The sequence below is a fragment of the Cytobacillus sp. C11.1 genome, assembly GCF_058145115.1.
Genome location: NZ_CM176935.1, coordinates 3,299,669 through 3,322,872, shown reverse-complemented (window position 1 = coordinate 3,322,872; position 23,204 = coordinate 3,299,669). Strand labels below are relative to the sequence as shown.

The window sequence follows — 23,204 nt, the reverse complement described above, 5'->3', positions numbered from 1 at the left end:
GGGTCATACGTACTAAATGGCTCCTGTTGTTGAAAATTGTAATGTTTTTATAAGTTTTGTCGAATCTGTTTATTTGCAGGTTAATTTGTCGATAATAGAATATAGTAATTTATCAATCCCGGATTAGGAGCCGAATATATGACCATGACTTCGACTACTATTAAAAAACTTCATATTGAAATCGATGATTGCGCAAAAAGATGATTTCTGTAGGAAAAAGAAAGGGATTGTCACATCCAGAAACGCTCATGTACAGTGAAAAGCTCGATCAGCTAATCTATAAAGTACAGCGAAGCAAATACATCCTCTAGAGAATCCCACCATTTACATAACCCATTGTAATAAATAAGCCCAAAAACGCACACTCTTATGATAAGGAGTGTGTTTGTTATGACTGCACGTATAATCGTGATAGCCGGCATTATTTTTGGGGTTATATCTTTACCTACCTTGTTTAAAAAACCTTCTGCTAAAACGTGGCTGCCATTATTTTTCGCCAGCTGCATCGTCAATTATTTTTTCAATTGTGCTCTGGTCAAAACAGGGAAAGTGAAATATCCAGTCAGGCTATTTCCTCGTCTGACAAAAATAAATATCGCCTATGACTTTTTCGTCTGCCCCTATTTATCCATTTGGTATTGCCAGTCCACCTTGAAAGCCAGCTTTCCAGAAATTCTGAAAAAGCTTATATTATTCAGCTTACCTCAAGGTCTTTACGAAATTTTCCTTGAAAGGAAAACGAATACACTACAATTTCTAGAAAGCTGGAAATGGTTCCACTCTATTCTGCTTGTATTTCTAGTTAAGATTATCACAAGAATCATGCTATTCTTCTTCGCGAAAAGAGTAGGAAGGGTCTGCGATTGAACTAAGTTTGAGGAATTTTGGATCTAGTTTCTATTTGCAAAATCCATTTAATAATAACCAACAGAGCCTTTACAAATTACCTTCTATTTATATCTAGTCAAGTACCCTCTATACCCTTAAGGTAACAGGCATCTTAGTTGAGAAATGTTAAAAAGATTGCCATAATGATAAGAGCATTTACATAAAACTTTACAAGGAAATGGAGATATTATGCGAAGAAAACTTATGCTTTTAATGGCAATCGTTCTTCTTATCCTGACGGCCTGCGGCCAGGATCAGGCCGAAGATCCGATTACCTTAAAGGATCAGAACAGCAATGAAGTGACTTTTCCGCAGGACAAGCCAGCCCTTTTCTTTTTTATCACCACCTACACCTGAGGACTCTGCCAGCAGCAACTGGTCGAGTTGCATCAGAACATGGATAAATTAGAAGGCATGGACGTGAACATGTATATCGTCAGCAATGACCAGCCCGAGCAGCAGCTTGAGCTGTATAATGCGCTTGAAGAAGAAATAGGCCACAGTCTTCCATTCGTATCAGATCCTAATATGGAATTGATTGAACGGACGGATATGAAAAATGGCGACACCGCTTTCAGAGGATACGCCTTAATGGATACCAAAGGCAACATCGTGTTCAATACGGTCAATGACCATTGGGGAGAAGAGATCGACAAAACCGCTAAAGAAATAAAAGAGGAATACGAGGAGATTTCAAAATAATAAAGGCAAGGAAACAAAAAAAACACGCTTAGGCAGCGTGTTCAAGAATCCCTGTCTCTATCTGTAAATTGAAGCATGGCGATTACAAACATACCGAAACTGATCATCAAAGATAAAACTTCAAAGGTACCCATTTATACATCGCCTCCTTACCTTCAGCCTTCCCGGATCCAAACTTGTCCTATACTCAGGAAAAGTTCCTAATTGGAAATCCGTACGAAAGGCCTATAGGAAACGAAAAGAGCCTAATGAAAAGGGAACGCATTTAAATTCAATTAGAAAAGGGTTTAGAATTTAATCTAAGCCCTTTTTTAATTTCATAATTCCCATACCCAGCTCTTGGACTTTGGGTCTTCCTCCTAAAGGCACTGTGATCAACCTGTTACTCTGGCCACTCCTAAGGCCAAATGCTGCCATAATATTTCTTCTACTTTTTCTGCTAGCTCATTTGGGCACTCAATCACTAACACGACTTCTGAACTTTTTCCTTTTACAACTCCAGTTCTTTTATGTACGACTTTAAAAATGATATAATCGATGATAAAACCAAGAATAAAGCCAGCTGCCGCTCCAATTAAACCCCAAATAACCGGACCCCAGTCCAAAACGAAACCAACACTAGCACCAACTACAGAAAAAGCCGTTCCTAAAGCTGCGCCCTTATCAAACAAACTAATTCCATCTGCCCGATGAAGCGTATCAAATAGCCTTCTTTCCTCGACTCGATTTATCAGTGGGACTGCAAGAATCTTCTCCTTTGTAATCCCTATTTTTTCTATATGTGTAATGGCTAACTCTAGATACACTGAGTGCTCAAAAGTGGAAAAGATCTGCAAGTTTTTTCACCTCAACTGCTGTTTTCCGGGATTTTGACACGATACTGCTGATAATGTTCTCTAAGATACTTTCTTTGCTCTCCCTCGAATAGTTTATTGTTTTCTACTGTATTCACATAGGAATCATATATGGAAAATCCAAAATGAGAAGGGATAAACATAAACCATTGCGGGTCTATCACCTTCGTAGCTTGGCTAATATCTCCTAAAAAAAGCAGCTGAATAGCAACAAGTACTTTAGAATAATAGACAAAAACCACCATAAAGCCCATAGTGAAGATCGCAGTCAATACACGGTGAATGTAAAGCTGACCCAGCCCTGGCGTAAAAAGTGACCATAATACAGCCATAAGCGGTCTTCTTTTATCTAAGTAATTAATTTCAAATGCACCGATTGCATACGAATTAAAAGATGCATTTTCCCGTTCAGCCAGCATGAATACCTTGTTCATATCAACCGATGTTCGATAGCTGTCCCAGATCGCAAAAATATAGACAGGAATGTACAATAGGAGCCATCTTGGTTCCAGAACCTCTTTGGCCATCTCGAATTTCCCGGTAAAGGAATAAACCATAGCGAGATTTAATTTAGCCATACTATTAACGAGAATTTCCCAGAGGAAAAGTGCATACCCTCTTAAATATTTCGATAAAAGGAGATGGCCAAATCCAGGAAATGCAGCTGACCACCAAGCAATAATATAAGGATTCCGCAAATGAAGCTGAGTAGTTCCAAAAGCACTTACATGTGCTTTAAATCGGCGTTCCTTATTGGTTGAATGAAAATTATCCATTAGGTTCTTCCTCAAATGTTTCTCTTTGACTTTTTATTATCTTCTGCTATTTTAGTCGAAATATGTAACAAAGAGAGATTCTGGAACATGACGAATTATACAAATAAAGCGCCTGCCCCTAACTGTGTTGCTAGCTCCACAGCAGGATTAGACGCTTGTTTTGTTTGTCCTTAACCAATTTTATAAATTTACTATCTTGTTAAAATTGAACTTGTATCGCATTCCCATCATTGAAAGTGCTGTTCCGCAGGCAAAACAATTTCAATTTTTGTCCCTTTCCCCACTTCGCTGTCTATTGTCAATCGGCCATTATGGTTTTCGATAATTTTATAGCAAATCATGAGACCCAGCCCAGTTCCCTTCTCTTTGGTTGTATAAAAAGGTTCGCCAAGGCTTGAAATTCGGTCTTCTGGAATGCCAACGCCCTGATCAATAAATTGAATGGAAACTGTGCCGTCTGTTTTTTTCTTCACTTTGATTTCTATTTGGCCGCCAGCAGGCATAGCTTCTAGCGCATTTTTAATGATGTTAAGAAAGACTTGTTTTAGTTGGTTTTTTTCACATAGGATCAATGGCAATTCTTCATCAAATTCAGCAAAGATTTGGACATTGTTCATGATTGATTGGGTATTGCTCAGCGTAATAACTTCGCTGATTAGTATTCTTATATTTTGGGCTGAAAAGATATCTGCCGTCGGTTTGGCCAATACAAGAAATTCACCAACAATTTCATTTATCCGGTCCAGTTCTGATAGTACAATATCGAAGTATTCTTCTTTTTGGCTGCTGGACTTAAAAAGCTGCACAAAGCCTTTTATCGAAGTTAGCGGATTTCGGATTTCATGTGCGATGCCGGCAGCCATTTGACCCAATAGGGCAAGTTTCTCTGATTTTTGGAGAAGCTGTTCTGTTTGCTCCTTTTTATCGGAAATATCTGTCCCTATGGATAGAACAGCCTGGTTCCCTTCAAAATCTACATATAAGGAAGAAACCTCAACATATCTTATCTTTCCATCTAACCGCTTAATTTTATATTCTGTATCATTCAGGAGATTTTTTTCTGTTTTTATGTGCTGGTATCTTTGCTGAAAGCGGGATAAATAATCAGGCTCAATAAAGTCCATAATCGGCCTTCCGATTAATTGGTCCTTATTTTCAACTCCAAGCATCGAAACGGCGTCCGAATTTGCATATAAAATGTTAAAATCCTTATGTATAAGAACGGCAACTGGCATTGATTCCAATAATAATTTATAGCTGTTTTCACTTTCTCTGGCTTTTTTCCCATAGTATCTGCTTTTGTCAAATTGCCATCCCACAAACCAGGCAATGATGGTGAAAATGAAAAAGTCGATCGTTACAAATGCTTCACCAGAAAAAATGGATTGATAGGAAGTAAACAAAATAGAAATAAGCACAAGTAAAATTTGACCCATTCGATTCCCCATAAAGTTCATAAAGTCCTCTTTTATCATTTTTCCTATTATATTAGCATCAAATTACCTAGAAGAATATAAATTCTGAAAAAATTTTAACCTCTCCCCTTATAAAAAGCCTGCCCCGGGTAAAATGGCGGGCAGGCTCTTTTTCACATCGATGAATTGCTTTCTTTCTGGATTTGACCAGTTGGCTGATGTGGGCTTTTCTTTAAGGTTTGCAGACTCAGGGACAGCTCGATTAGGAAAAGAGCAAGGATCATCCAAATTCCCAGATGTAAAACAGCTTCCTTCATACTTAATAAAGTGTGGCTTTCGATAAAATAAGTAAAGGTAAAGAACATAGCAAAAGTGAAAATCCGGCTCCATTGTGTGACATCATACGTGAAGACACCTTTTTTTAAGCCATAAAGCCTGATCCGTTTCATTAACCTTATGATTTCAACAGATTCAACGAATAAGAAAACAATCAAAGTGCCTATCCAGAACCCTGCCGCCGTTTGTCCGCTTACCAGGCCGGACTTAATCATGGCAAGCCCAGTTATGGATAATGCCCCATGAAGAATACAGTTTGTATTATTCCAATCTTCAGTGACTGACCAATGGCTTGTTGAATAACGCTTAAACATGCACAAGGCACAAATAAAATAAAAACTAAATCCGATAATGATGAATAGGGCATTAATGTATGCTGGTACATAATCATAAATGGTATTGAATAGAAGGACGAGAGATTGTGTGCTTACTGTAGTCAGAAGCAAGATTCCGTGAACGCGGTTGAAAAGAACAGAATTTATTATCTCAAAAATACTTTTAATGCTGATTCCCACATAATACATCCATAACCCAACATTCAGAAAGGCAAGCGTTTCAACCAAAAGACCACTCCCAAATTGCTTAAAAATAATGATTCCGCAAATCGAGGTCCCTGCCACCCAGGTTCCTATGCCAAATCGATTAATCGGATTGGCATAGTGGATATTTATAAATTCCCCTTTAAAAATCGTAATCAAAAAAGAAAACAGAAATGATAGCCACAAAGCCAAATCCAACATGCTAAGCAGCTTGCCAAAACCGCTCAAAAAGAAAGAAACACCAAAAAAATTCAGCAATACACCCTGGGTCACAATCCCTAGAGCCATTACAGCTGCCATGGTGGAGGTACTGATATACATTTTTCTGGATACGATAAACAAAACAGCCAATAGGCAAAAAAGCGCCATTAAGGAAAAGTAAAACACTATTATCACCGTAAAAAACAGACTTTTATACCATTATATCACTTACGCAAACTATTGCGCCAACTCCCAAAGGTATACGAAAAACCCATCCAAAATGGATGGGTTCCTTAAAAATCCGATTACTTCTTAGGAGCGAGTTCCACTGCCTGACGCATCGCTTCCATTAAGCTTTTTTCGTCTGCAATCCCTTTTCCAGCAATATCAAAGGCTGTACCGTGGTCCACACTTGTACGGATGATCGGGAGCCCGACTGTGATATTAACACCTGCATCCAACCCTAAAACTTTAACAGGTCCATGGCCTTGATCGTGGTACATGGCTACAACAATATCAAAGTCTCCGCGGACAGCTCTGAAAAACAGTGTATCTGCTGGAAGCGGCCCGATTGCATGAATGCCTTCTGCCTGTGCTTTTTCCACACCAGGAACTACTTTTTCATCCTCTTCCCCATATCCGAACAGGCCATTTTCACCTGCATGAGGATTGATTCCGCAAACAGCGATTTTAGGTGATTCGATCCCTGCTTTTTTCAGCGTATCATGTGCTAGCTTAAGGACATGGTAGACTCTTTCAGGGTTAATCATTTTAACAGCATCAATGATGCCAACATGTGTTGTCACATGGATGACCCTTAAGTTCGGTGCAGATAGCATCATGGAATAATCTTTCGTATTGGTCAAATCCGCTAAAATTTCTGTATGGCCCGGATACATATGGCCGCCCTTTTGCAATGCTTCTTTGTTTAAAGGTGCTGTACAGATAGCATCGATACGGTTTTCCTTCGCCATTTCAATCGCTGTTGCCAAATATTCAAAAGCAGCATGTCCTGCTTCCGGAGATACCTGGCCAATTGGAAGATCGGCTGGCAGAAGGTTTAAATCAAGGCAATGTACAACCCCATGTTTATATGTGAGCTCATCCAGCTGTTCTGCCTTTACTGCTTCAATTTGAAGCTCGCTGTTAACAAATGACTTTGCCCGCTCCAGAATTTTACTATCACCAATGACAAGCGGGTTGCTGATTTCATACATTTCAGCGTATGCAAGGCTTTTTAAAATGATTTCCGGTCCGACACCTGCTGCGTCCCCCATTGTGATGCCTACTACTGGTTTAGTTTGACTCATTGTACTCAACCTTTCTTGTCATGTAATGTATAGCGTTCACCAGGGATTGCTCGTTGCCAAATCCGCCGGCTTTTGTTACTGCCCAATAATTTTTATCCTTACTGCACAATCGTCCAAAAGGAAGTCCCGGTTCCACTTCCGAATGGAGCTCCATTTCATGTATACCCAATTCCAGACAAGCTGCTTTTGCTATATCTCCGCCTGTTAAAATCAGTCCGTTCATTTCCGGGAAGCGAGCTACCAGTTCGTTTGCAATTTGCCCCAGTCCTGTGGCAATTCTTTCGCCTATCTCTTTTCCCGATAAACAAAGTGCTTCACCGGCTGCCCTTGCTGCCTGGCGATTTCGATCAGATGAATCCACATAGACAACAAAATGGTCTTTATCCAAGTTGTGTTTCATGCCGCCAATGATTTCTTTCATATCAATTGTATTATTCACCAATTGAACAGGATCGATTTCTGCAAAATAGGACTGTTCAAGTTCTTTTATTTGCGAAAGCTGTTTTTTTGTTACCTGAGATAAACTTCCAGAGATCGTTAGAGTTTTTTCAACGGTTACTTCGACCTGATCACTTTCGCACTGGGAAGTTAGTTCAAGTGCTTCCGGCAAATATTCAACTAAAGCGCCAGATCCAGTCCAAATGATTTTTTTCTGCAAACTTGAGAAAATCTCAGCGATTGCTTGCAGATCCTCTTCCCTTTCACTGTCGCACACAATCCACTTTTTTTCCTCAGAAATTGCTTTTTCAATAAATTCTAAAATCAGGTTTTTTTCACCGCGAAGCAATTCAAGGTCAAGCAAAGCTGAATCTTTTCCTGCAAGTTTTTTTAACATATCAGGCAAATAGCTTTCCGTTACAGGTGTCTTCGGATCTCTTCCGAATTCTGTGTCAGTAATCAGTACGCCATTTACATAGTGATGGCCAGAAACCGTCGTTCGATTCATTTTTGGAAATGCCGGAGCAATCACGATGATGTCCGGGCGATATACCTTTTCAAGCGCTGCAAGCTCTGCGGGAATATTTCCTCTCAATGTTGAATCCACCTTTTTATAAACATGGCCATAGCCCTGTTCAAAAAGAAGAGAAGCAGCTTTTTCCACTGCTTCATATGCTTCTTCTTGTGTTTTAGCGCGGCTATCGGTATCAACAATTAAGACGTCAGGATTGGATTGTATATTTTTCTCTGTAAAATCCATTACCACAGTTGCAGTCAGCCCTTTTTTCGCCAGCTGTACTCCTGAATCATTTGCACCCGTTAAATCATCCGCAATGATGCCAAATTTTTTCAACACAAGAACCACATCCTTAGCCATTAACTTTCATTAGGTTACCTTCTTTAAATTCGTAGCCTTTTCTCTCTAGACGTTTAACCAGGAACGCTATATATAGAGGAAGCAGGATTGCGGTTGTAACAGTGGATGCCGCTACTTGGACTGTCGCCAGATCCGCATACTGGGCGAAACCTGCACTTGCTGCTGCAATGGCAGCTGGTGTTGCTACAGCATTTCCGGCAGTTGACCCTTCAGCTGCACCAACGATCGGGTTCCACTTAAGCGCTTTGAACACTAGATATCCAGCAGTACCAGTTACGAATACGGTTAATAGACCAAGAATAATACCTGATAATCCGCCTTCAACAATTGCACCAAAGTCAATTCCCATACCCAGGGCGAAAGCGAAGAAAGGAATTAGCATGGAACTTCCTTTATCAAGGAACACACGCATTTCTTCATCCAAGTTACCTAAAACCATACCAACTAAAATGGGAAGCAATACAGCGATAAATGATTGAAATGAGAACATTCCATCAACAAATCCCATTGCACCAAAGATCGACAGGGCTACCATTGTCAAGAAAGGTCCGTCATTTAGAGCAAGCAGTGAATAGGCTGCGCGGTCTTCCTTGCTTCCGTACTGTCCTACAAGTGCAACGAACAAACCTCCATTACTGTTTGTCATGGCAGCAATGATCGCTATCGGGGCCAACCCCAGCCATAACCCATTTTCACCTGCGAACATGTAAGCGATTAAACCAAAGGCCGCACCAACTACCCATTTAGTTGCTAAAAGAGTTGCCCCTTTTCCAACTGAAACCCCAAAAGATTTCACGTTAATTTGAGCACCTGTACATAATAGGAATAAAGCAATTAACGTAGAGGCACCGTTTACAAACAATGCTTCAGTGAAGTTACCTATGCGAAGTAAATTAGGAGCAAAAGTATTTAGTATTGCTGCAATTAGCAACGGCACAACCATCATGCCGCCAGGAATTCGCTCAAGAGTTGCTTTGATCTTCATAATTTTAACATCCCCTTTATTTATGTTTCAATTTTAAACATTACTGAAAACGATTACAGTTTTATATTAAACGCTTTCAATGCAAAATTCAACATTTTTTTAAGAATAATAGCTTGGTATTTTTTTCACTTTTAAAATTGTTGCATTTTGAAACAATTATATCCACGCAATTCCGTTAATTTATTAGTTATAGCTCCATAAAAAAGAAGCTGAACATTATTGTTTCAGCTTCCTCCATAATGTAGAACGGTTGATGCCTAGCCGTTTCGACACCTTTGTTTGATTTTGGTTTTCCTCTTCCATCACTGCTTCAATAATACGTTTTTCAATTTGATCAAGAGTCCCCGATAACAATCCTTCTTCAAATTGAGCTGGACGCTGCTGCTTTCGTTCCAGCTGCTTTGCAACTGAATCCTTCCGAATCGTATATTCCTTTTCAGCTTTTACAACGTCATACAGAAAGGTTTTTAATTCTGCAGCGTTCCCGGGCCAGTGATATTGTTCCAAAAGTTCAAGGGCTTCTTCCTTAATCTTTATAGCAGATGTTCCTAATTGCTGATGAAATCCTGCGATAAAATAAGCAGTCATTGGTCTAATATCCTCCTTGCGTTCAGTTAATGAAGGAATATAGACACGATTCACTTCGTCATCAAAAATGATGGCATGAAAATCTTCGGTTTCACCATAAAGAGACAGGATGACATCTTTTCCGGCATGAGTCCAATGTTTACATAGCTTTAGCAATTCTGCTCTTTCTTTGAGAGAGATTTCTTCGGCGCCATAAATAAAAATGGTTCGGGTGTCTTCATCAAATGCAACAGGCATCTTCACAGTTTCCTCCGCATGGATGGACGCGAATAACCCGTTTCCCTGGTATCTTAAGTAATGAATATACCGTGCTATTAAACCCTTTCCTGTACCCGCGGATCCAATTAAAACCCAAAAATTGCGGGTAATGCCTGCAGAAACAGACGCCAGACAATCCTTCATGGCCTCGCTTTCTTGAATGATCATAGGCAGTTGCGGCACCGCTTCGATCTTCAGATTAGAAGAAGCCTGTTTCTCACTTTCAAGCTCTGAAATAAGGAACTGTGTAAAGCTATCCTCTCCTATTTTCAAATGACAAACCCTAATTTTTAGGTCTTCTCCATTTGTGCCCTTCATTGTCACCACAGAATCAGGGCGCTCTCTCCGATGAATCAAGGCTCCTAACTGGCTGGTTTGGATTGGAGGCGAGGAGAAGGTATTCCATTGCTCAAATACTTTTCCTCCCTCGCTGTCTGTTACTAGAATGTTTTCTGTGTTTACCTTAAGAAGTGCCTTAAGAAGCTCGTTTTCCATTTGCTTTTTTCTAAAAGAATGATATACCGACTTCACTTTATAAAATGCATCAAAAATAGCTTCTCTGCCTGACTGAATGAGAATTCCCTCAAGCCCAAATTTAGCCGCGGCTTCTACTGTAACCACATCACCCATTATTAGTTCAAAGCCTTTGGATTTCAGATCAAAGACCAGTGATTCAACTTCCTCTTCCTTTGCTACAGTGAAAACCTCAATTCCGATCTCCAGAATATCTGTTATTGTCTTTGCACCGAGCGTAATGTTTGAAAACCCCACAATTGCCTTTTTGCCTGGAAAATCATTGGCCAGCGTTAACACGCGGAGCATATCATATCCTGATAACTGGACATCAATAACAGGAATATTCGTCTCCTGCTCAATTAGTTTTGCTGTACCGCCGCGGCTGATAATCATTTCAGTACCATCAGCCTCAGCATTTTTCACATATGGAAGAGCATCTCTTAGATTTCCAATTTCAATTTTAATATCCAAATCATCTTCTTTTCCCCTGCATTCCTCTATTAAAGGAATCATAGCGGGGTAAGGAGCAATAAATAACGTTTTTATCTTCATCACATTCACCTGAATTTATCTTACCATTCATTTATAGGGCACACCAATAAAATAGGAGAGACTTCTTGAAGCTTTATTGTAATGCTCTGTTAAATTGGCCTGTTGATTTCCGCTGCAGGCACTCCCTTTCCGCGGGCGATCCGGGAGCCTCCTCGTCGCTTTGCTCCTGCGGGGTCTCCCTTTGAATCCGCACTCCCGCAGGAGTCTCGTGCCTTCCGCTCCAATCAACAGGATGCTAAAAATAAAGCTTTAACAGAGCCAAAGAATATTTCAATGTTATAACCTCAATATCCGTTTTTCATGAAATTTTAAGACAAGATGACAGCCATTTATTTCACTTGCCCATTCCCCTTGATGATATACTTGGTCGAAGTTAAGGCCTGCAGTCCCATTGGTCCGCGGGCATGCAGCTTCTGTGTGCTGATGCCGATTTCCGCCCCGAATCCGAACTCGAATCCGTCGGTGAAGCGGGTTGATGCATTGTGATAAACGGCTGCAGCGTCTACTTCATTTAAGAATCTATCAACATTCTCCAGGTTAGAAGAAACGATGGATTCAGAGTGTTTGGTACCGTACCGGTTAATATGCGAAATTGCCTCATCTACATTGTTCACCACTTTTAAAGCGACTTCCAAGCCAAGATATTCTGTCGCCCAGTCTTCTTCGGTGGCCGGAATGATCCGCTCTCCCTGAACTCTCTCATCACCATGAATGGATACTCCTTTTTCCTGTAGTGCAGTCACAAGCTCAGGCAAGGCTCCCCATTCTTTTTGAACCAGAATGGTCTCACATGCATTGCACACTGACGGACGCTGTGTTTTCGCATTAAGCGCTATGTTAATCGCCATCTCCTTATCAGCACTTTCATCAATAAAAACATGGCAGTTGCCTGCACCTGTTTCCAAAACAGGCACGGTCGAGTTTTCAACAACTGTTTTAATCAGCTTTGCACCGCCGCGCGGAACCAGCACATCAAGATATTCATTCAGCTTGAACATTTGCGAAGCTGTTTCCCGGCTGGTATCCTCAATTAGCTGGACTGCATCAACAGGGAGATCGCTTTTTTCTAATGCATGGTGAATAACCTTAACAATGGCTTTATTAGAATGAATCGCTGTTGAACTGCCTCGCAGCATCACAGCATTTCCGGTTTTTAGACATAAACTTGATGCATCGACCGTTACATTGGGACGCGCTTCATAAATCATGCCGATGACACCAAGTGGAACGCGGACTTGTGAAATCGAAAGTCCATTCGGCCGCTCCCACTCTGTCAAAACCTCTCCAACGGGATCATTCAGTTCTGTCAATTGAATCAATGCATCAGCCATATCCTGCAATCTCGCTACATTCAATCTCAGCCGATCGAGCAAGGAATCATTCATGCCGCTTGCTCTTCCACCAGCAAGATCCTTTTCATTTTCCCCTAAAATAAAATCCTTTTCCTCAATAAGCTGGCTAGATATCAGCTTAAGTGCATGATTCTTCTGCGACGTTGTCATTTTCGCCAGTAAAGCTGCTGCTTTGCGTGCTTTTTCCCCTTTTTGAATTAATTCCATTACCTTGTCTCCCTCCTTTGTTGGCTTACCCATTGATCGCGGTGGATGACCACACTGCGGTCACTATTGGCAATTTGCATGGCTTCAGCACTCGGCAGCCCTTTAATTTCGCTTAATTCATCTGATGAAAAATTAACCTGGCCTCTTCCGATGATATCTCCCTTCGGACCAACAACCTCCACCACATCATTAACCAAAAAATGGCCAGTAATGTTGGTGACACCTGCTGGCAGAAGGCTTTTTCCCTGTCTTAAAATCGCTTGCACAGCACCCTGGTCGACTTCAATCTTTCCATTTGGAACTGAATGCAGCGCCAGCCACTGCTTCGAAGTCTTCACACTCGCCTGAGCGGCATTGCCGATATAGGTTCCATCCCCTTTGCCATCGAGAATTTCAACTAGCTTAGCCGGTCCGTTTCCCACACCGATATACACCTGCACACCCAAAGCCAATGCTGTACGGGCTGCCTCCAGCTTCGTCACCATCCCGCCGGTTCCCACCTTAGAACCGGACCCTGAAGCAGCCTTCATCAAATCCTCCGAAATTTCACCAATAAAGTTGTATTTCTTGGCCTGCGGATTATTGCGGGGATTAGAATCATAAATACCATTAACATCAGTCAAGATTATTAAATGCTGTGCCTGAACCAGGCCGCTGACCAATGCCGAGAGCATATCATTGTCCCCGAACGCCAATTCTTCCACTGAAACAGAATCATTCTCATTGATAATCGGCAGGACATGACGCTTCAAAAGCTCAGACAAAGTGGCATTGGCATTTTGATATTGCTCCTTATGAAGGAAATTCTGCCTTGTCAGCAATAACTGCGCGGCAACGATGCCGTGTTTTTTAAATTCTTCCGTATAGCCCTGCAATAGAAGTCCCTGTCCAACTGCTGCAGCTGCCTGCTTTCCGGCAATCGTTACCGGGCGCGTCGGATAGCCAAGATCGGCAAAGCCTGCCGCTACAGCTCCTGATGAAATTAATATCACTTCATGCCCAAGTTTCTTAAGCCGAGCAAGTGCTGCCACATGCTCCTGAAGCTTCTCTATGCAAAGACCGCCATTTGTATTTGTCAGTGAACTGCTGCCTATTTTGACCACTATTTTTTTCTTTTTCATATTTTTCCACCACCCAATCAAATAAAAAAGCCCTTCCATCCCTGTAAAAAGGACGGAAGAGCTTGTCTTTCGCGGTACCACCTTGATTGGCACTTAACGACGTAAGTGCCCGCTTTAAAACTCCTTTAACGCAGGAGAACGGCCAGGTTTGCCTGGCAGCTCAAGGGGTAGGTTCAATAGCTTTGCAGGCTGCAGGATCTTTCAGCCGGTGAATCCCGCTCTCTTCTTGCCTGATTTCTACTTACTGGTTCCCTGTCATGACTTTTTCTTTATTCATGCGTTTCCATATAATTAGAAATATTATGCATCCTGGTGACTCTTATGTCAATGAAAACTTTAGCACTTCAACGTAAAATATTTTTTAAAATTTTTGTGAAAGGATTAGCGTTTTACTAAAAATAATATTTGCAGAGACCTTACAATCTAATCAATTTCTTATAATCATCCACCAATCGGGAATGCTAAGAAAAATCATTCGAGTGGGAGGATCTACATATGGAGTCAAACGGAAAACAATTATCCATATTTTCTCTGGGCGGCATTAATGAAATCGGGAAGAACATGTATGTCATTGAATATGGTGAAGATATCATTGTGATTGATGCCGGAGGAAAATTTCCGGATGAAAGCTTGCTGGGAATCGATTTAATTATCCCTGATATTACCTATCTGGAGGAAAACAGGGACAAGATCCGCGCTTTGATCGTGACTCATGGACATGAAGACCATATTGGCGGGGTTCCTTATTTGCTGAAAAAAATTAATATGCCGGTTTATGCGACCCGTTTTACGCTTGGTTTGATTGAATTAAAGCTGACAGAGCACCGGCTGATTAGAGATTCAGAACTTGTCGGCATCGATTCAGAATCCAATCTCATCTTTGGCGAAATCGGCGTTAGCTTTTTCAAAGTAAACCATAGCATTCCCGATTGCCTCGGAATTGTTTTTCAAACACCAGAAGGAAATGTCGTGCACACCGGGGACTTTAAATTCGATTTAACTCCTGTGAATCAGGAGCATTCGGATATTCATAAAATGGCGGAGATTGGCCGAAATGGCGTCTTGGCTCTTTTATCTGAAAGCACCAATGCGGAGCGGACGGGCTCGACGCCGACTGAACAGATAGTCGGGGAAAATATTGAAGAGGCTTTCATGAAGGCTCCCCGAAAAATCATCATCTCTACTTTCGCTTCCAATGTGAGCCGTGTTCAGCAGGTTGTAGAAGCGGCGATTAAAACAAACCGCAAGCTGGTGCTGCTTGGCCGTAGTATGGTGAATGTGGTGGATGTGGCCATTGAGCGGGGATACTTAAATGTTCCCGATGGAATGCTGGTCGACCCTAAAGCAGCGATGCATTTGCCGCCTGAAAAAGTATGTATTCTTTGTACGGGAAGCCAGGGAGAGCCGATGGCTGCGTTATCGCGTCTATCAACCGGAAATTATCGCGATGCAGAGATTCACCCTGAAGATACGGTTATTTTAGCCGCATCTCCTATTCCAGGAAATGAGCGGGATGTTTCGAAAATCATTGATAACCTCTTCCAGCTTGGCGCAAGAGTGATATACGGATCAGGAAGCTCGACAGGCATGCATGTTTCAGGCCATGGCTACCAGGAAGATTTAAAGCTGATGCTAACGTTAATGATGCCAAAATATTTTATTCCCATTCACGGTGAATACAGAATGCTGCATCACCACCGTTTGCTGGCGGAGTCTGTGGGCGTGGAAAAAGGCCATACTTTTATCCTAAAAAATGGCGATGTAGTTGATATACTGAACGGAGATGCCCGGCAAACCCGGAGGATCCCTGCAGGAGATACCTATGTAGATGGTGTGGGTGTTGGAGATATTGGAAGCATTGTGCTGCGCGACCGCAAGCAGCTTTCCGAGGATGGCATGATTGTCATCGTGTTAACGATGAGTAAAAGTGAGCGGAAAATGATTTCGAGGCCTGACACCATTTCGCGCGGCTTCGTGTATACAAGAGAATCAGAAGACCTTTTAAGAGAAATTAACCGGCTTGTCGAAAAAACAGTAAACGAACTGCCGGAACAGGATAAAAGCCAGTGGAATGTCATCAAGCAAAGCATCAAAAAATCATTGGGCCAGTATTTGTTTACCCAAACAAAACGGAAGCCCATGATACTGCCTATCATCATAGAAATCTAAACGACAAAGAAGGCAAGCCTGTAAACGGGCTTGCCTTTATCTAAAGGGAGCTGACTAGCCGCGTCTTCCGCCTCGGCCGCCCCGCTTTGATTCAGTATTGCGCTTCAATGAAGAAATATTTTCTTCACTCGACTTTAAAAACTTAGCCATCTTATCTTCAAAGCTTTCTTTCGGTTTAAAGTTTCCTTTCGAACGGAAATCTCTAGAACCGCCGCCGCGGCGATCATCTCTTCCCTGGCGCGGTGGGCGCTGTGAATAAGATGAAGTTTGTCCTTCAGGTCTGTCTACTGCTTTTTTGATGGAAAGAGCAATTTTTCCTTCCTTCTCGCTAAGCACCTTTACAGTAACCTCGTCGCCTACTTTCAAATGGTCATTTACATCTTTGACATAGCTGTCCGCTACTTCACTGATGTGAACAAGACCTGTTGTTCCTCCAGGCAATTCAACGAAAGCTCCAAAATTTGTAATGCCTGTTACTTTTCCTTGTACTTTACTACCTATTTCGATTGACAAAAAACTTCCCCCTCAGTAATGTTAACAACGACTTATTATAACTTTTTTTCGAGATAATTTCAAACTCGGAAAATCAGCCTATTTGCTTAATAATACTCCATATCTCCTCGATATTCTACCCGCTTAAATTATAGATAAATCATATTTTTGCCCTATTTTTATTCAAAATAAAGAAAAAAAGCAGATTTGTCCTTCTTTTTGGCTTGCAAAATGGCTGTTTTGAAAAATTTTTGGATAAAAATCGTGATTTATGTTCTGGAAGCTCCCATTTAATTACGAATAAAAAATTTTTTATGCGGAAAGCAAGGATTTATGTGCGGATAAAAAAATTTATGTGCGGATAGCACTTTTTTGAGGCTAATACCAAATTTTCTGTCCCGACTTTTATTTTTCATATCTGAGAACAGAATAAGAGCCAGTTTGCCTGGCTCCTACCCGCCTTACCTACCCTAGAATAGCAACTTTATAGATGATAGTTTATTAAACTGAATGCCCTTCCTGCAGCACTTCCCTGCTAAAATGCCGCTTGATGATCACTCCAAAAAGGGAGGCCAATACTTGCTGAAATAACATGCCGAGTACGACCGGAACGGCAACTGCTGGCGGAAAATACGTGACCGCCACTACTGCACCTATGCTGATATTCCTCATTCCTCCATTAAATGTGACTGCCACTGTTGTTTCACGGTCATACTTCAACAAATTACCGATAATAAAGGATAGTAAGTAACCCATGAAGGCAACAAAAAAGACAGTGATTGCGATTAGGATTAATTTCAAGTTAACCTCTATTAAATAGGGGGCAACGACTGCTCCGTTAAGCATGACCACAATGGCCATTCCTATTTTTGAAAATGGGGCGAGACGGCTGCTTAAAATTAAAGCCCCCTTCCCTTTGGTAGCCTGGTTTAAAATCATTCCCAGGAAAGAAGGCAGTACCACCATCCAAAAAAGTCCCGTCATCATCGGTAGCACATCAATGTTTACTGTGGTCTGAAAAAATACGGATAGGGTCAGCGGCACAATAAACGGAGATAAAAATGTATCAATTAATATAATAGATAACGTTAACGGAATGTTTCCTTTATAAATAGAGACCCAAATGAAACTCGAAATTCCTGTTGGAATCGCCATTGCCAGCACCAGGCCGGTAATGGTGTAGGGATCATCTCCAAAGGCCAAGTGACCAGTGCTCCACGCGAAAAGCGGCATCAGGATATGCAGTGTAAAGACGATGAGGAAGAGCGGTTTCGGATGATGAAGTATTTGTTTTAGAGAACTGAAATTGGAGTTTAAACTGCCGGAAAACGTCATAAAGGCAAATACCCATGGAATGATATAGGAATAATTATGTAGATACCCAGCCAGCAAAACACCAAAAAACACACTTGTTGGAGTGATCAACGGCATCATTTTTTCCAGTTGTTTATTTAATTTATATAGCACAATGATGACTCCCTTCTTCATACCGCTGCCATAATAAATTAGTTAATTACTTAACTAATTATTTTACCATAATATTCTTCTGGATTCATCATAAAAAAAAAGCCAGAATACCTGACTCTTGCAAATACACACTGTTAACGCCGTTTTTCCGGCATATATTTAAGCCACTTTCCCAGCTTAAAACTGGACACCCCATAACCTGCTGCAGCAAATACCGTTACACCCAACGAAAGCTGCAATATCAGCATGTCAGCCAAATAGTAGCCTGCACCAGCTCCGGCCGCACCAAGCATCAATAGTTGAAAAAGCTGCTTTTTGCGATTTTCATAGATTGTAAACTGAAATGCCCTTCTCTGCTCGATTTCCTTCAGCTGCTCCATTTTTCGCGGTGCGTCTAAAAATTCTACAGCAGAGTGGAAAAATTTAAATAAAGGCTGCGACTGAATAACCCTCCAAATAAATGACCATTTGTTTCCCTGTGTATTCAGCCATTCCATGAAGACAGGTTTCCCTAAATGAAGCAGTTCTTCAGGTGCGAGATTTCGAACAATTCCTTCGATCGTGATAAAAGAACGTCCGAGGAAAACAAATCGGGTTGGTACTTGGATTGGAAGTGTAGCAATTAAATCATTTAGTTCCAATTTTAGTGCAACTAAGTCCATCTCTTTTAATTGGGCAGAATCAAATGCCGTCCACTCAGCCAAAAGTTTTTCAATCGTTCCTGTATTTGCTTCAGGCAGCAAGAATCCTAATTGGGATAAGCAATCAACGGCTTTAGAATGGTTCTTGGCGAGAAAGCTTTCGATCAAGCCTTGAAAAGCAGCAGCATCCTTTTTGGAGATTTCACCTGCCATTCCAAAATCAAGGAGAACAATGCGCCCCTCCCTTGATACAAGGACATTTCCTGGATGGGGATCGGCATGAAACATTCCGGGCTCAAGCCACTGCGGCAGAAACACTTCCAGGAGACGGCGTGCCAAATCCTGCCGTGATATCTCCAACTGTTCTACTGCATGTTGATCCGTGAGCCTTTTTCCTTCCATCCATTCCATTACAAGCACCTTGGACGTGCATAATTCAGGATAAACGGCAGGAATCCTCACGAAATCATTGTCTTTATAGCGTTCCTTAAAATAGAGGAGAGTTTCTTTTTCCTTTGTAAAATCAAGCTCCCGCTCAATGACCTGTTTTAACTCCTGAAACAGCACCTTCAGATTTATAAACCCTTTAGGAATCGGTACAAAATGATCTGCAAACCAAATCAGTATGCTTAAAGTCCGAAAGTCTGTCTTAACGATCGATTGGATCTCCGGACGCTGAACCTTGATGGCTACGGCTGAACCATCCTTCAAAACACCTTTATAAACCTCTCCAATCGAAGCGGATGCAATGGCATCTTTTTCGATCGCCAGCACCTTCCTGGAAAGCTCTGTTCCCCATTCATAGCTCAAAATCCCGTGGATCTTACTCCATTCAGAAGCTGGTACCTTATCAGTCAGATCCTGAATTTCCTTAATAAATGCATTTGGAAGCAGGTCAGAACGAATACTAATGAACTGTCCGACTTTAATAAGCAGCCCTTCCAATTCGAAAAGCGTATACCGGACTCTTTTCCCGATGCTGGACCACAACTGTTCCCATTTCGTCTCAGGCTTCCGTGTCCACTTATACCAATAAATTTGCACAAAAATACTGAATGCCAGAGAAAGCACTTTATACATCCGAGACAATTTATTCTTTGTTTTCATCCGATCATCTCATTCCGGGTAAATGATGAGTGTTATATTCTGCATAAACGTGAATTACTCCTTTTTACGGTGGTGCGGCAATTAAGTTTCAAATTTAATTCAGCCTTTATAGTATATTTAGAAGTTTAAAAAGTTTTAACTATCTAATAAATTCATTGATGCCCAAAAGTATTTATCTATGTTTTTGAACTTCACATAAAAAAGCCTGCCCTAAAAAGGACAAGCCAGGTGTTTTAAGAAAAAACTTCTATTCGCATTTTCTGAATATATTCGTGCGTCTTTTCAATAATTTTCTCTTTATCAAAATCCATTGATGCAACATGGTAGGAGTTGTAAAGGTGAACCATTTCCTTTTGGCCGGAGCCAATATGATGCGCAATGTAATCCGTACATTCTGCAGGAACCACATGATCCTCAATGGATTTAAAGCAAAGAACCGGATTTTTAATCGCGGGCAAAATGGCGGGTGTCTTTGCCATTACCTCCTGCAGTTCATGGATCGAGCGAATGGCAACTTTCCCATATGTTACTTCCTTTACCCCTTCACATTTAATATCAGGTGTTCCCTCATTTATATACCGCGGACCTGTCTTTCCAATAAGATAATCATAGGAGGGTACCTTTAAGGCAGCATTTATTAATACCAGGCCTTTTATTTCAGGATATTTTTTCGCCAGCCAAAGGGCCAGTGCACCGCCCATTGACTGTCCCACTACATAGACAACTGAACACCGCTCTTTTAAAAATAGATAACCCTTTTCCATTTCAGCAAACCAGTCCTGATGGGTCGTCTTTTCCATATCCTTATAATGGGTGCCATGGCCTTTTAGCCTTGGAGCAAAAACCGAATACCCAAGCTTTGCAAATGACTCTCCTAAATAACGGACACTCTGGGGAGTCCCAAGAAAACCATGTGTGAGTAAGAGCCCGACCTCATTGCCTTCCAAATAAAATGACTCCGCACCGTCCATAACTGGGTAAAATTCTCTCATCACACTGTTCCTCCCTCAAAAAAGTTATTAGACACATTATATTACCTACTATTCCGACCTGTCAACTCGTATTTATACTAAAAAATTGTACCGCCAATCATTTTCTTTGGCGATACAAAAGGTTCAAAACTATTTTCGCAAACTTGTTAACTAAAGAGTTATTGGCCTTGTGCACCATTAGAAGTCACTCTTCGTACATGATCCTCTTCAAAGTTGTTTTGTCTGGCAGCTTCCACTTTGTCTTCTAATAATTTCTTCTGATCCACTTGACCTGATGGTGTATTATTTTTCTTTGACATGGAAAAACCCCCTTTATTGTTATTTTATTACCCACTTATTTTGATTTATTTTGTTAAAAATAAACGCGAATTCCATAAAAATACCTGCCGTAAACTGGACAGCTTATCAAATCGCAACATTCGAGAATAATTCCTCTTTTAAAACTTGTTTAATCAAAACAGTGTCCATCCGATCTTATTTATTCATAAAATACAGATTCACTGATTTCCAAAAAGTCTTCAATTGTTTTCAAGACCTCTATAATTTTTATCCAAGCTAGTCCATTCCCCAATTCATTTGCATGAGCGAGTTCATCCCGCAAGCTGCGGATTTCTTTTGCGATCGTTCTTCCGGCTGTCTTGGATGGGACAGAGAAAATGGTTCTTAATTTTTCATCCTCCACGAATACTAAATCTAGCTTATCGCTAATCTGCAAACATTCGACCAAATTTAAGTCCTCATTCTTCTCTACTTTTATCTTATAAAGCTCCACGGCTTTTTCCAGTCTTCCTGGGCTTATAAGCTTTTTCCAGCTCTGGTCTGGAAAGTGAATAGTAATGATTTCACCAAGCTTCATTTCCAGAAGAGTAATATAGCCAAAAATAATCATTCTTACGGGCGCTTTCTGCAAATCAGAATACGTAACAAGCTTGGTTACCCTGGCTTTTTCAAGGATAAAAATACGTCTCCTATCCTTTAATATTTGAAGCAGATGAATGAGAGGCGTAGAATCAGAAATTAAATCCTTTGAGGTAAAGCTTTTCATATAGTCCTTTACAGGGCCGAGTGACAATGTATCTCGTTCAATATAGCCGGCTATCTCATTGCCTCTTTTTACACCCAGCACATCAAAATGAGTCCTGAACATTTCTTCCTTAATGGAAATTGCATCATCTTCCTCTTCACAAAACTGAATGGATTCTGCAATGCTGCTTACAGTGATGTTTATCTCAAATAGATCCTTTAAACTTTTGTATGAACTGAATTGAGCTGCTTGAAATAGGTTATTCATCTTACCCCTGCCTTTCTCTAATAAGCTGCACCATTTTAATTTACTGTTTCTTCAATAATGGAACTTCCTTCAGTAGCGTCAGCATCTAACCATTGCCACTTCTCGTACAGTCTAATTCGCCCGTCCGGTAAAACTTCAGGGGCAGAAATGCATTTTCCGCCTCTAATTTCATTCTTGTTGTTCACGTGGTTATATCTAAACTCAAGGCAGCCGTCCTCTTTAGCGATGCCAATCAAAGTACCTTGGATAATATCGCCCCCGCTATAAGTTGCTGAAATAATCTGTCCTTCTTGTTTATATGTAAAGAAAGTCTTGGAAGATACTTCTCCATTAGCTGTATTTTCTATAGAAACAAATTTTCGGCCATTGTAATTGATCATCTTTATTTTCCTTTCTCCCGCTAAATTTTTCTAAATTATATCATTTTTTAAAGAATTTTAACCGCCTATACCTTCTTGATTATAGTAAACTCATTTTTTATCAGGTTGACAATTATTTGTGTTAACCCTAAAATAAAAACAGTTAACCTTATTTTGAATGGGAGAGGTATTATGAAAGTTAAAGAGATTACATATGTAGCTTTATTTGCAGCTGTGATGGGAGCGCTTGGCTTGGTTCCTCCGATCATGCTATCATTCACACCCGTTCCTATTACTTTGCAAACACTGGGTGTGCTTTTGGCAGGAGGTATTTTAGGCGCCAGACTCGGCGGGATCAGCATGGCGGTCTTTCTTCTGCTTGTGGCTGTTGGAGCTCCGCTGTTATCAGGCGGCCGTGGTGGAATTGGTGTTTTCTTCGGTCCGAGTGCAGGCTATTTGATTGCCTATCCGCTAACTGCATACTGTGTAGGATATTTGCTAACCCGCTTCCGTACGTTAAAATTGAAGAATGTATTGCTTGTTAACCTGACAGTTGGAATTTTCCTTATCTACGTTTTTGGAATTCCTGTACAAGCATTCATGATGAATATTCCGGTGCTTGATGCTGTAAAATTGAGCCTCGTTTATATTCCTGGTGATGTGTTAAAAGCGACACTCGCATCCCTCTTAGTGTATAGACTGCAAAAGCATCCGGTCATTAACAAGCAATTTTCAAAATCTTTAGAGACACTTTAAGGTGTCTCTTTTTCA

Annotated in this window: 23 protein-coding genes, 1 pseudogene and 1 other annotated feature; of the genes and pseudogenes, 6 read left to right on the top strand and 18 right to left on the bottom strand. The window is 40.9% G+C overall.

Features of this window, described 5'->3' with window-relative positions:
- The first annotated feature begins 200 nt into the window (after positions 1-200).
- The 4 genes and pseudogenes from AC3ZVC_RS16480 to AC3ZVC_RS16465 all read left to right on the top strand — a co-directional run.
- Complete coding sequence (locus AC3ZVC_RS16480) at positions 201-311, top strand: Spo0E family sporulation regulatory protein-aspartic acid phosphatase (protein ID WP_490064293.1); 111 nt, start codon at positions 201-203, stop codon at positions 309-311.
- Between the two features lie 79 nt (positions 312-390).
- Positions 391-867, top strand: a complete 477-nt coding sequence (locus tag AC3ZVC_RS16475) for a CBO0543 family protein (RefSeq protein ID WP_490064292.1) — start codon at positions 391-393, stop codon at positions 865-867.
- A gap of 210 nt (positions 868-1,077) precedes the next feature.
- The gene (locus AC3ZVC_RS16470) at positions 1,078-1,245 is read left to right on the top strand and encodes a hypothetical protein (protein ID WP_490064291.1); all 168 of its coding nucleotides are present in this window, start codon (positions 1,078-1,080) and stop codon (positions 1,243-1,245) included.
- 15 nt (positions 1,246-1,260) lie between these two features.
- Positions 1,261-1,590: pseudogene (locus AC3ZVC_RS16465) on the top strand (thioredoxin domain-containing protein); the annotation flags it as partial.
- 41 nt (positions 1,591-1,631) lie between these two features.
- On the opposite strand, the gene AC3ZVC_RS16460 reads toward AC3ZVC_RS16465, so the two are convergent.
- From AC3ZVC_RS16460 to proB, 11 genes are all read right to left on the bottom strand, one after another.
- Positions 1,632-1,724, bottom strand: coding sequence for a putative holin-like toxin (locus AC3ZVC_RS16460; protein ID WP_222500599.1), 93 nt, complete (start codon positions 1,722-1,724; stop codon positions 1,632-1,634).
- Positions 1,725-1,964: 240 nt separating this feature from the next.
- Positions 1,965-2,426, bottom strand: coding sequence for a hypothetical protein (locus AC3ZVC_RS16455; RefSeq protein WP_490064290.1), 462 nt, complete (start codon positions 2,424-2,426; stop codon positions 1,965-1,967).
- 11 nt (positions 2,427-2,437) lie between these two features.
- The gene (locus tag AC3ZVC_RS16450; protein WP_490064289.1) at positions 2,438-3,220 is read right to left on the bottom strand and encodes a hypothetical protein; all 783 of its coding nucleotides are present in this window, start codon (positions 3,218-3,220) and stop codon (positions 2,438-2,440) included.
- 227 nt (positions 3,221-3,447) lie between these two features.
- A complete protein-coding gene (locus AC3ZVC_RS16445; protein ID WP_490064288.1) occupies positions 3,448-4,656 on the bottom strand; it encodes an ATP-binding protein in 1,209 nt (402 codons plus the stop codon).
- Between the two features lie 152 nt (positions 4,657-4,808).
- Entirely contained in the window at positions 4,809-5,897 is a 1,089-nt protein-coding gene (locus AC3ZVC_RS16440; protein WP_490064287.1) for a TDT family transporter, read from the bottom strand.
- A gap of 119 nt (positions 5,898-6,016) precedes the next feature.
- The gene (gene pdxA / locus AC3ZVC_RS16435; RefSeq protein WP_490064286.1) at positions 6,017-7,021 is read right to left on the bottom strand and encodes a 4-hydroxythreonine-4-phosphate dehydrogenase PdxA; all 1,005 of its coding nucleotides are present in this window, start codon (positions 7,019-7,021) and stop codon (positions 6,017-6,019) included.
- A complete protein-coding gene (locus AC3ZVC_RS16430) occupies positions 7,008-8,315 on the bottom strand; it encodes a four-carbon acid sugar kinase family protein (RefSeq protein WP_490064285.1) in 1,308 nt (435 codons plus the stop codon). The genes pdxA and AC3ZVC_RS16430 overlap by 14 nt, the downstream gene beginning before the upstream one ends.
- Before the next feature lie 13 nt (positions 8,316-8,328).
- Entirely contained in the window at positions 8,329-9,321 is a 993-nt protein-coding gene (locus AC3ZVC_RS16425; protein ID WP_490064284.1) for a 2-keto-3-deoxygluconate permease, read from the bottom strand.
- A 216-nt stretch (positions 9,322-9,537) separates the two neighbouring features.
- Positions 9,538-11,235, bottom strand: coding sequence for a PrpR N-terminal domain-containing protein (locus AC3ZVC_RS16420; RefSeq protein ID WP_490064283.1), 1,698 nt, complete (start codon positions 11,233-11,235; stop codon positions 9,538-9,540).
- A 329-nt stretch (positions 11,236-11,564) separates the two neighbouring features.
- Positions 11,565-12,794 carry a glutamate-5-semialdehyde dehydrogenase gene (locus AC3ZVC_RS16415; protein WP_490064281.1) on the bottom strand — a complete coding sequence of 410 codons (1,230 nt, stop codon included), beginning with the start codon at positions 12,792-12,794 and terminating at the stop codon, positions 11,565-11,567.
- The gene (proB, locus tag AC3ZVC_RS16410; RefSeq protein ID WP_490064280.1) at positions 12,794-13,915 is read right to left on the bottom strand and encodes a glutamate 5-kinase; all 1,122 of its coding nucleotides are present in this window, start codon (positions 13,913-13,915) and stop codon (positions 12,794-12,796) included. Before proB ends, AC3ZVC_RS16415 begins: the two co-directional genes overlap by 1 nt.
- A 45-nt stretch (positions 13,916-13,960) precedes the next feature.
- Positions 13,961-14,183 (bottom strand) — a binding site (T-box leader).
- Positions 14,184-14,410: 227 nt separating this feature from the next.
- Here proB and AC3ZVC_RS16405 point away from each other — a divergent pair.
- Positions 14,411-16,084, top strand: a complete 1,674-nt coding sequence (locus tag AC3ZVC_RS16405) for a ribonuclease J (protein WP_490064279.1) — start codon at positions 14,411-14,413, stop codon at positions 16,082-16,084.
- Between the two features lie 54 nt (positions 16,085-16,138).
- On the opposite strand, the gene AC3ZVC_RS16400 is transcribed toward AC3ZVC_RS16405, so the two are convergent.
- The 7 genes from AC3ZVC_RS16400 to AC3ZVC_RS16370 all read right to left on the bottom strand — a co-directional run bounded on the left by AC3ZVC_RS16400 (position 16,139) and on the right by AC3ZVC_RS16370 (position 22,454).
- Entirely contained in the window at positions 16,139-16,597 is a 459-nt protein-coding gene (locus tag AC3ZVC_RS16400; RefSeq protein ID WP_490064278.1) for a S1 domain-containing RNA-binding protein, read from the bottom strand.
- Positions 16,598-17,077: 480 nt separating this feature from the next.
- Complete coding sequence (locus AC3ZVC_RS16395; RefSeq protein WP_490064277.1) at positions 17,078-18,043, bottom strand: bile acid:sodium symporter family protein; 966 nt, start codon at positions 18,041-18,043, stop codon at positions 17,078-17,080.
- Between the two features lie 134 nt (positions 18,044-18,177).
- On the bottom strand, positions 18,178-19,791 hold the full coding sequence (locus AC3ZVC_RS16390; RefSeq protein ID WP_490064276.1) for an ABC1 kinase family protein: 1,614 nt from the start codon (positions 19,789-19,791) through the stop codon (positions 18,178-18,180).
- A gap of 233 nt (positions 19,792-20,024) precedes the next feature.
- Entirely contained in the window at positions 20,025-20,783 is a 759-nt protein-coding gene (locus tag AC3ZVC_RS16385) for an alpha/beta hydrolase (protein WP_490064275.1), read from the bottom strand.
- Between the two features lie 158 nt (positions 20,784-20,941).
- Positions 20,942-21,082: a hypothetical protein gene (locus tag AC3ZVC_RS16380; RefSeq protein ID WP_490064274.1), complete on the bottom strand. Its 141-nt coding sequence runs from the start codon at positions 21,080-21,082 to the stop codon at positions 20,942-20,944.
- A 179-nt stretch (positions 21,083-21,261) separates the two neighbouring features.
- Entirely contained in the window at positions 21,262-22,074 is an 813-nt protein-coding gene (locus AC3ZVC_RS16375) for a hypothetical protein (RefSeq protein WP_490064273.1), read from the bottom strand.
- A gap of 35 nt (positions 22,075-22,109) precedes the next feature.
- Entirely contained in the window at positions 22,110-22,454 is a 345-nt protein-coding gene (locus AC3ZVC_RS16370; RefSeq protein ID WP_490064272.1) for an avidin-fold protein, read from the bottom strand.
- Positions 22,455-22,625: 171 nt separating this feature from the next.
- Here AC3ZVC_RS16370 and AC3ZVC_RS16365 point away from each other — a divergent pair, with 171 nt between their 5' ends.
- Entirely contained in the window at positions 22,626-23,189 is a 564-nt protein-coding gene (locus AC3ZVC_RS16365) for a biotin transporter BioY (RefSeq protein ID WP_214722462.1), read from the top strand.
- The last annotated feature ends 15 nt before the right edge of the window (positions 23,190-23,204 follow it).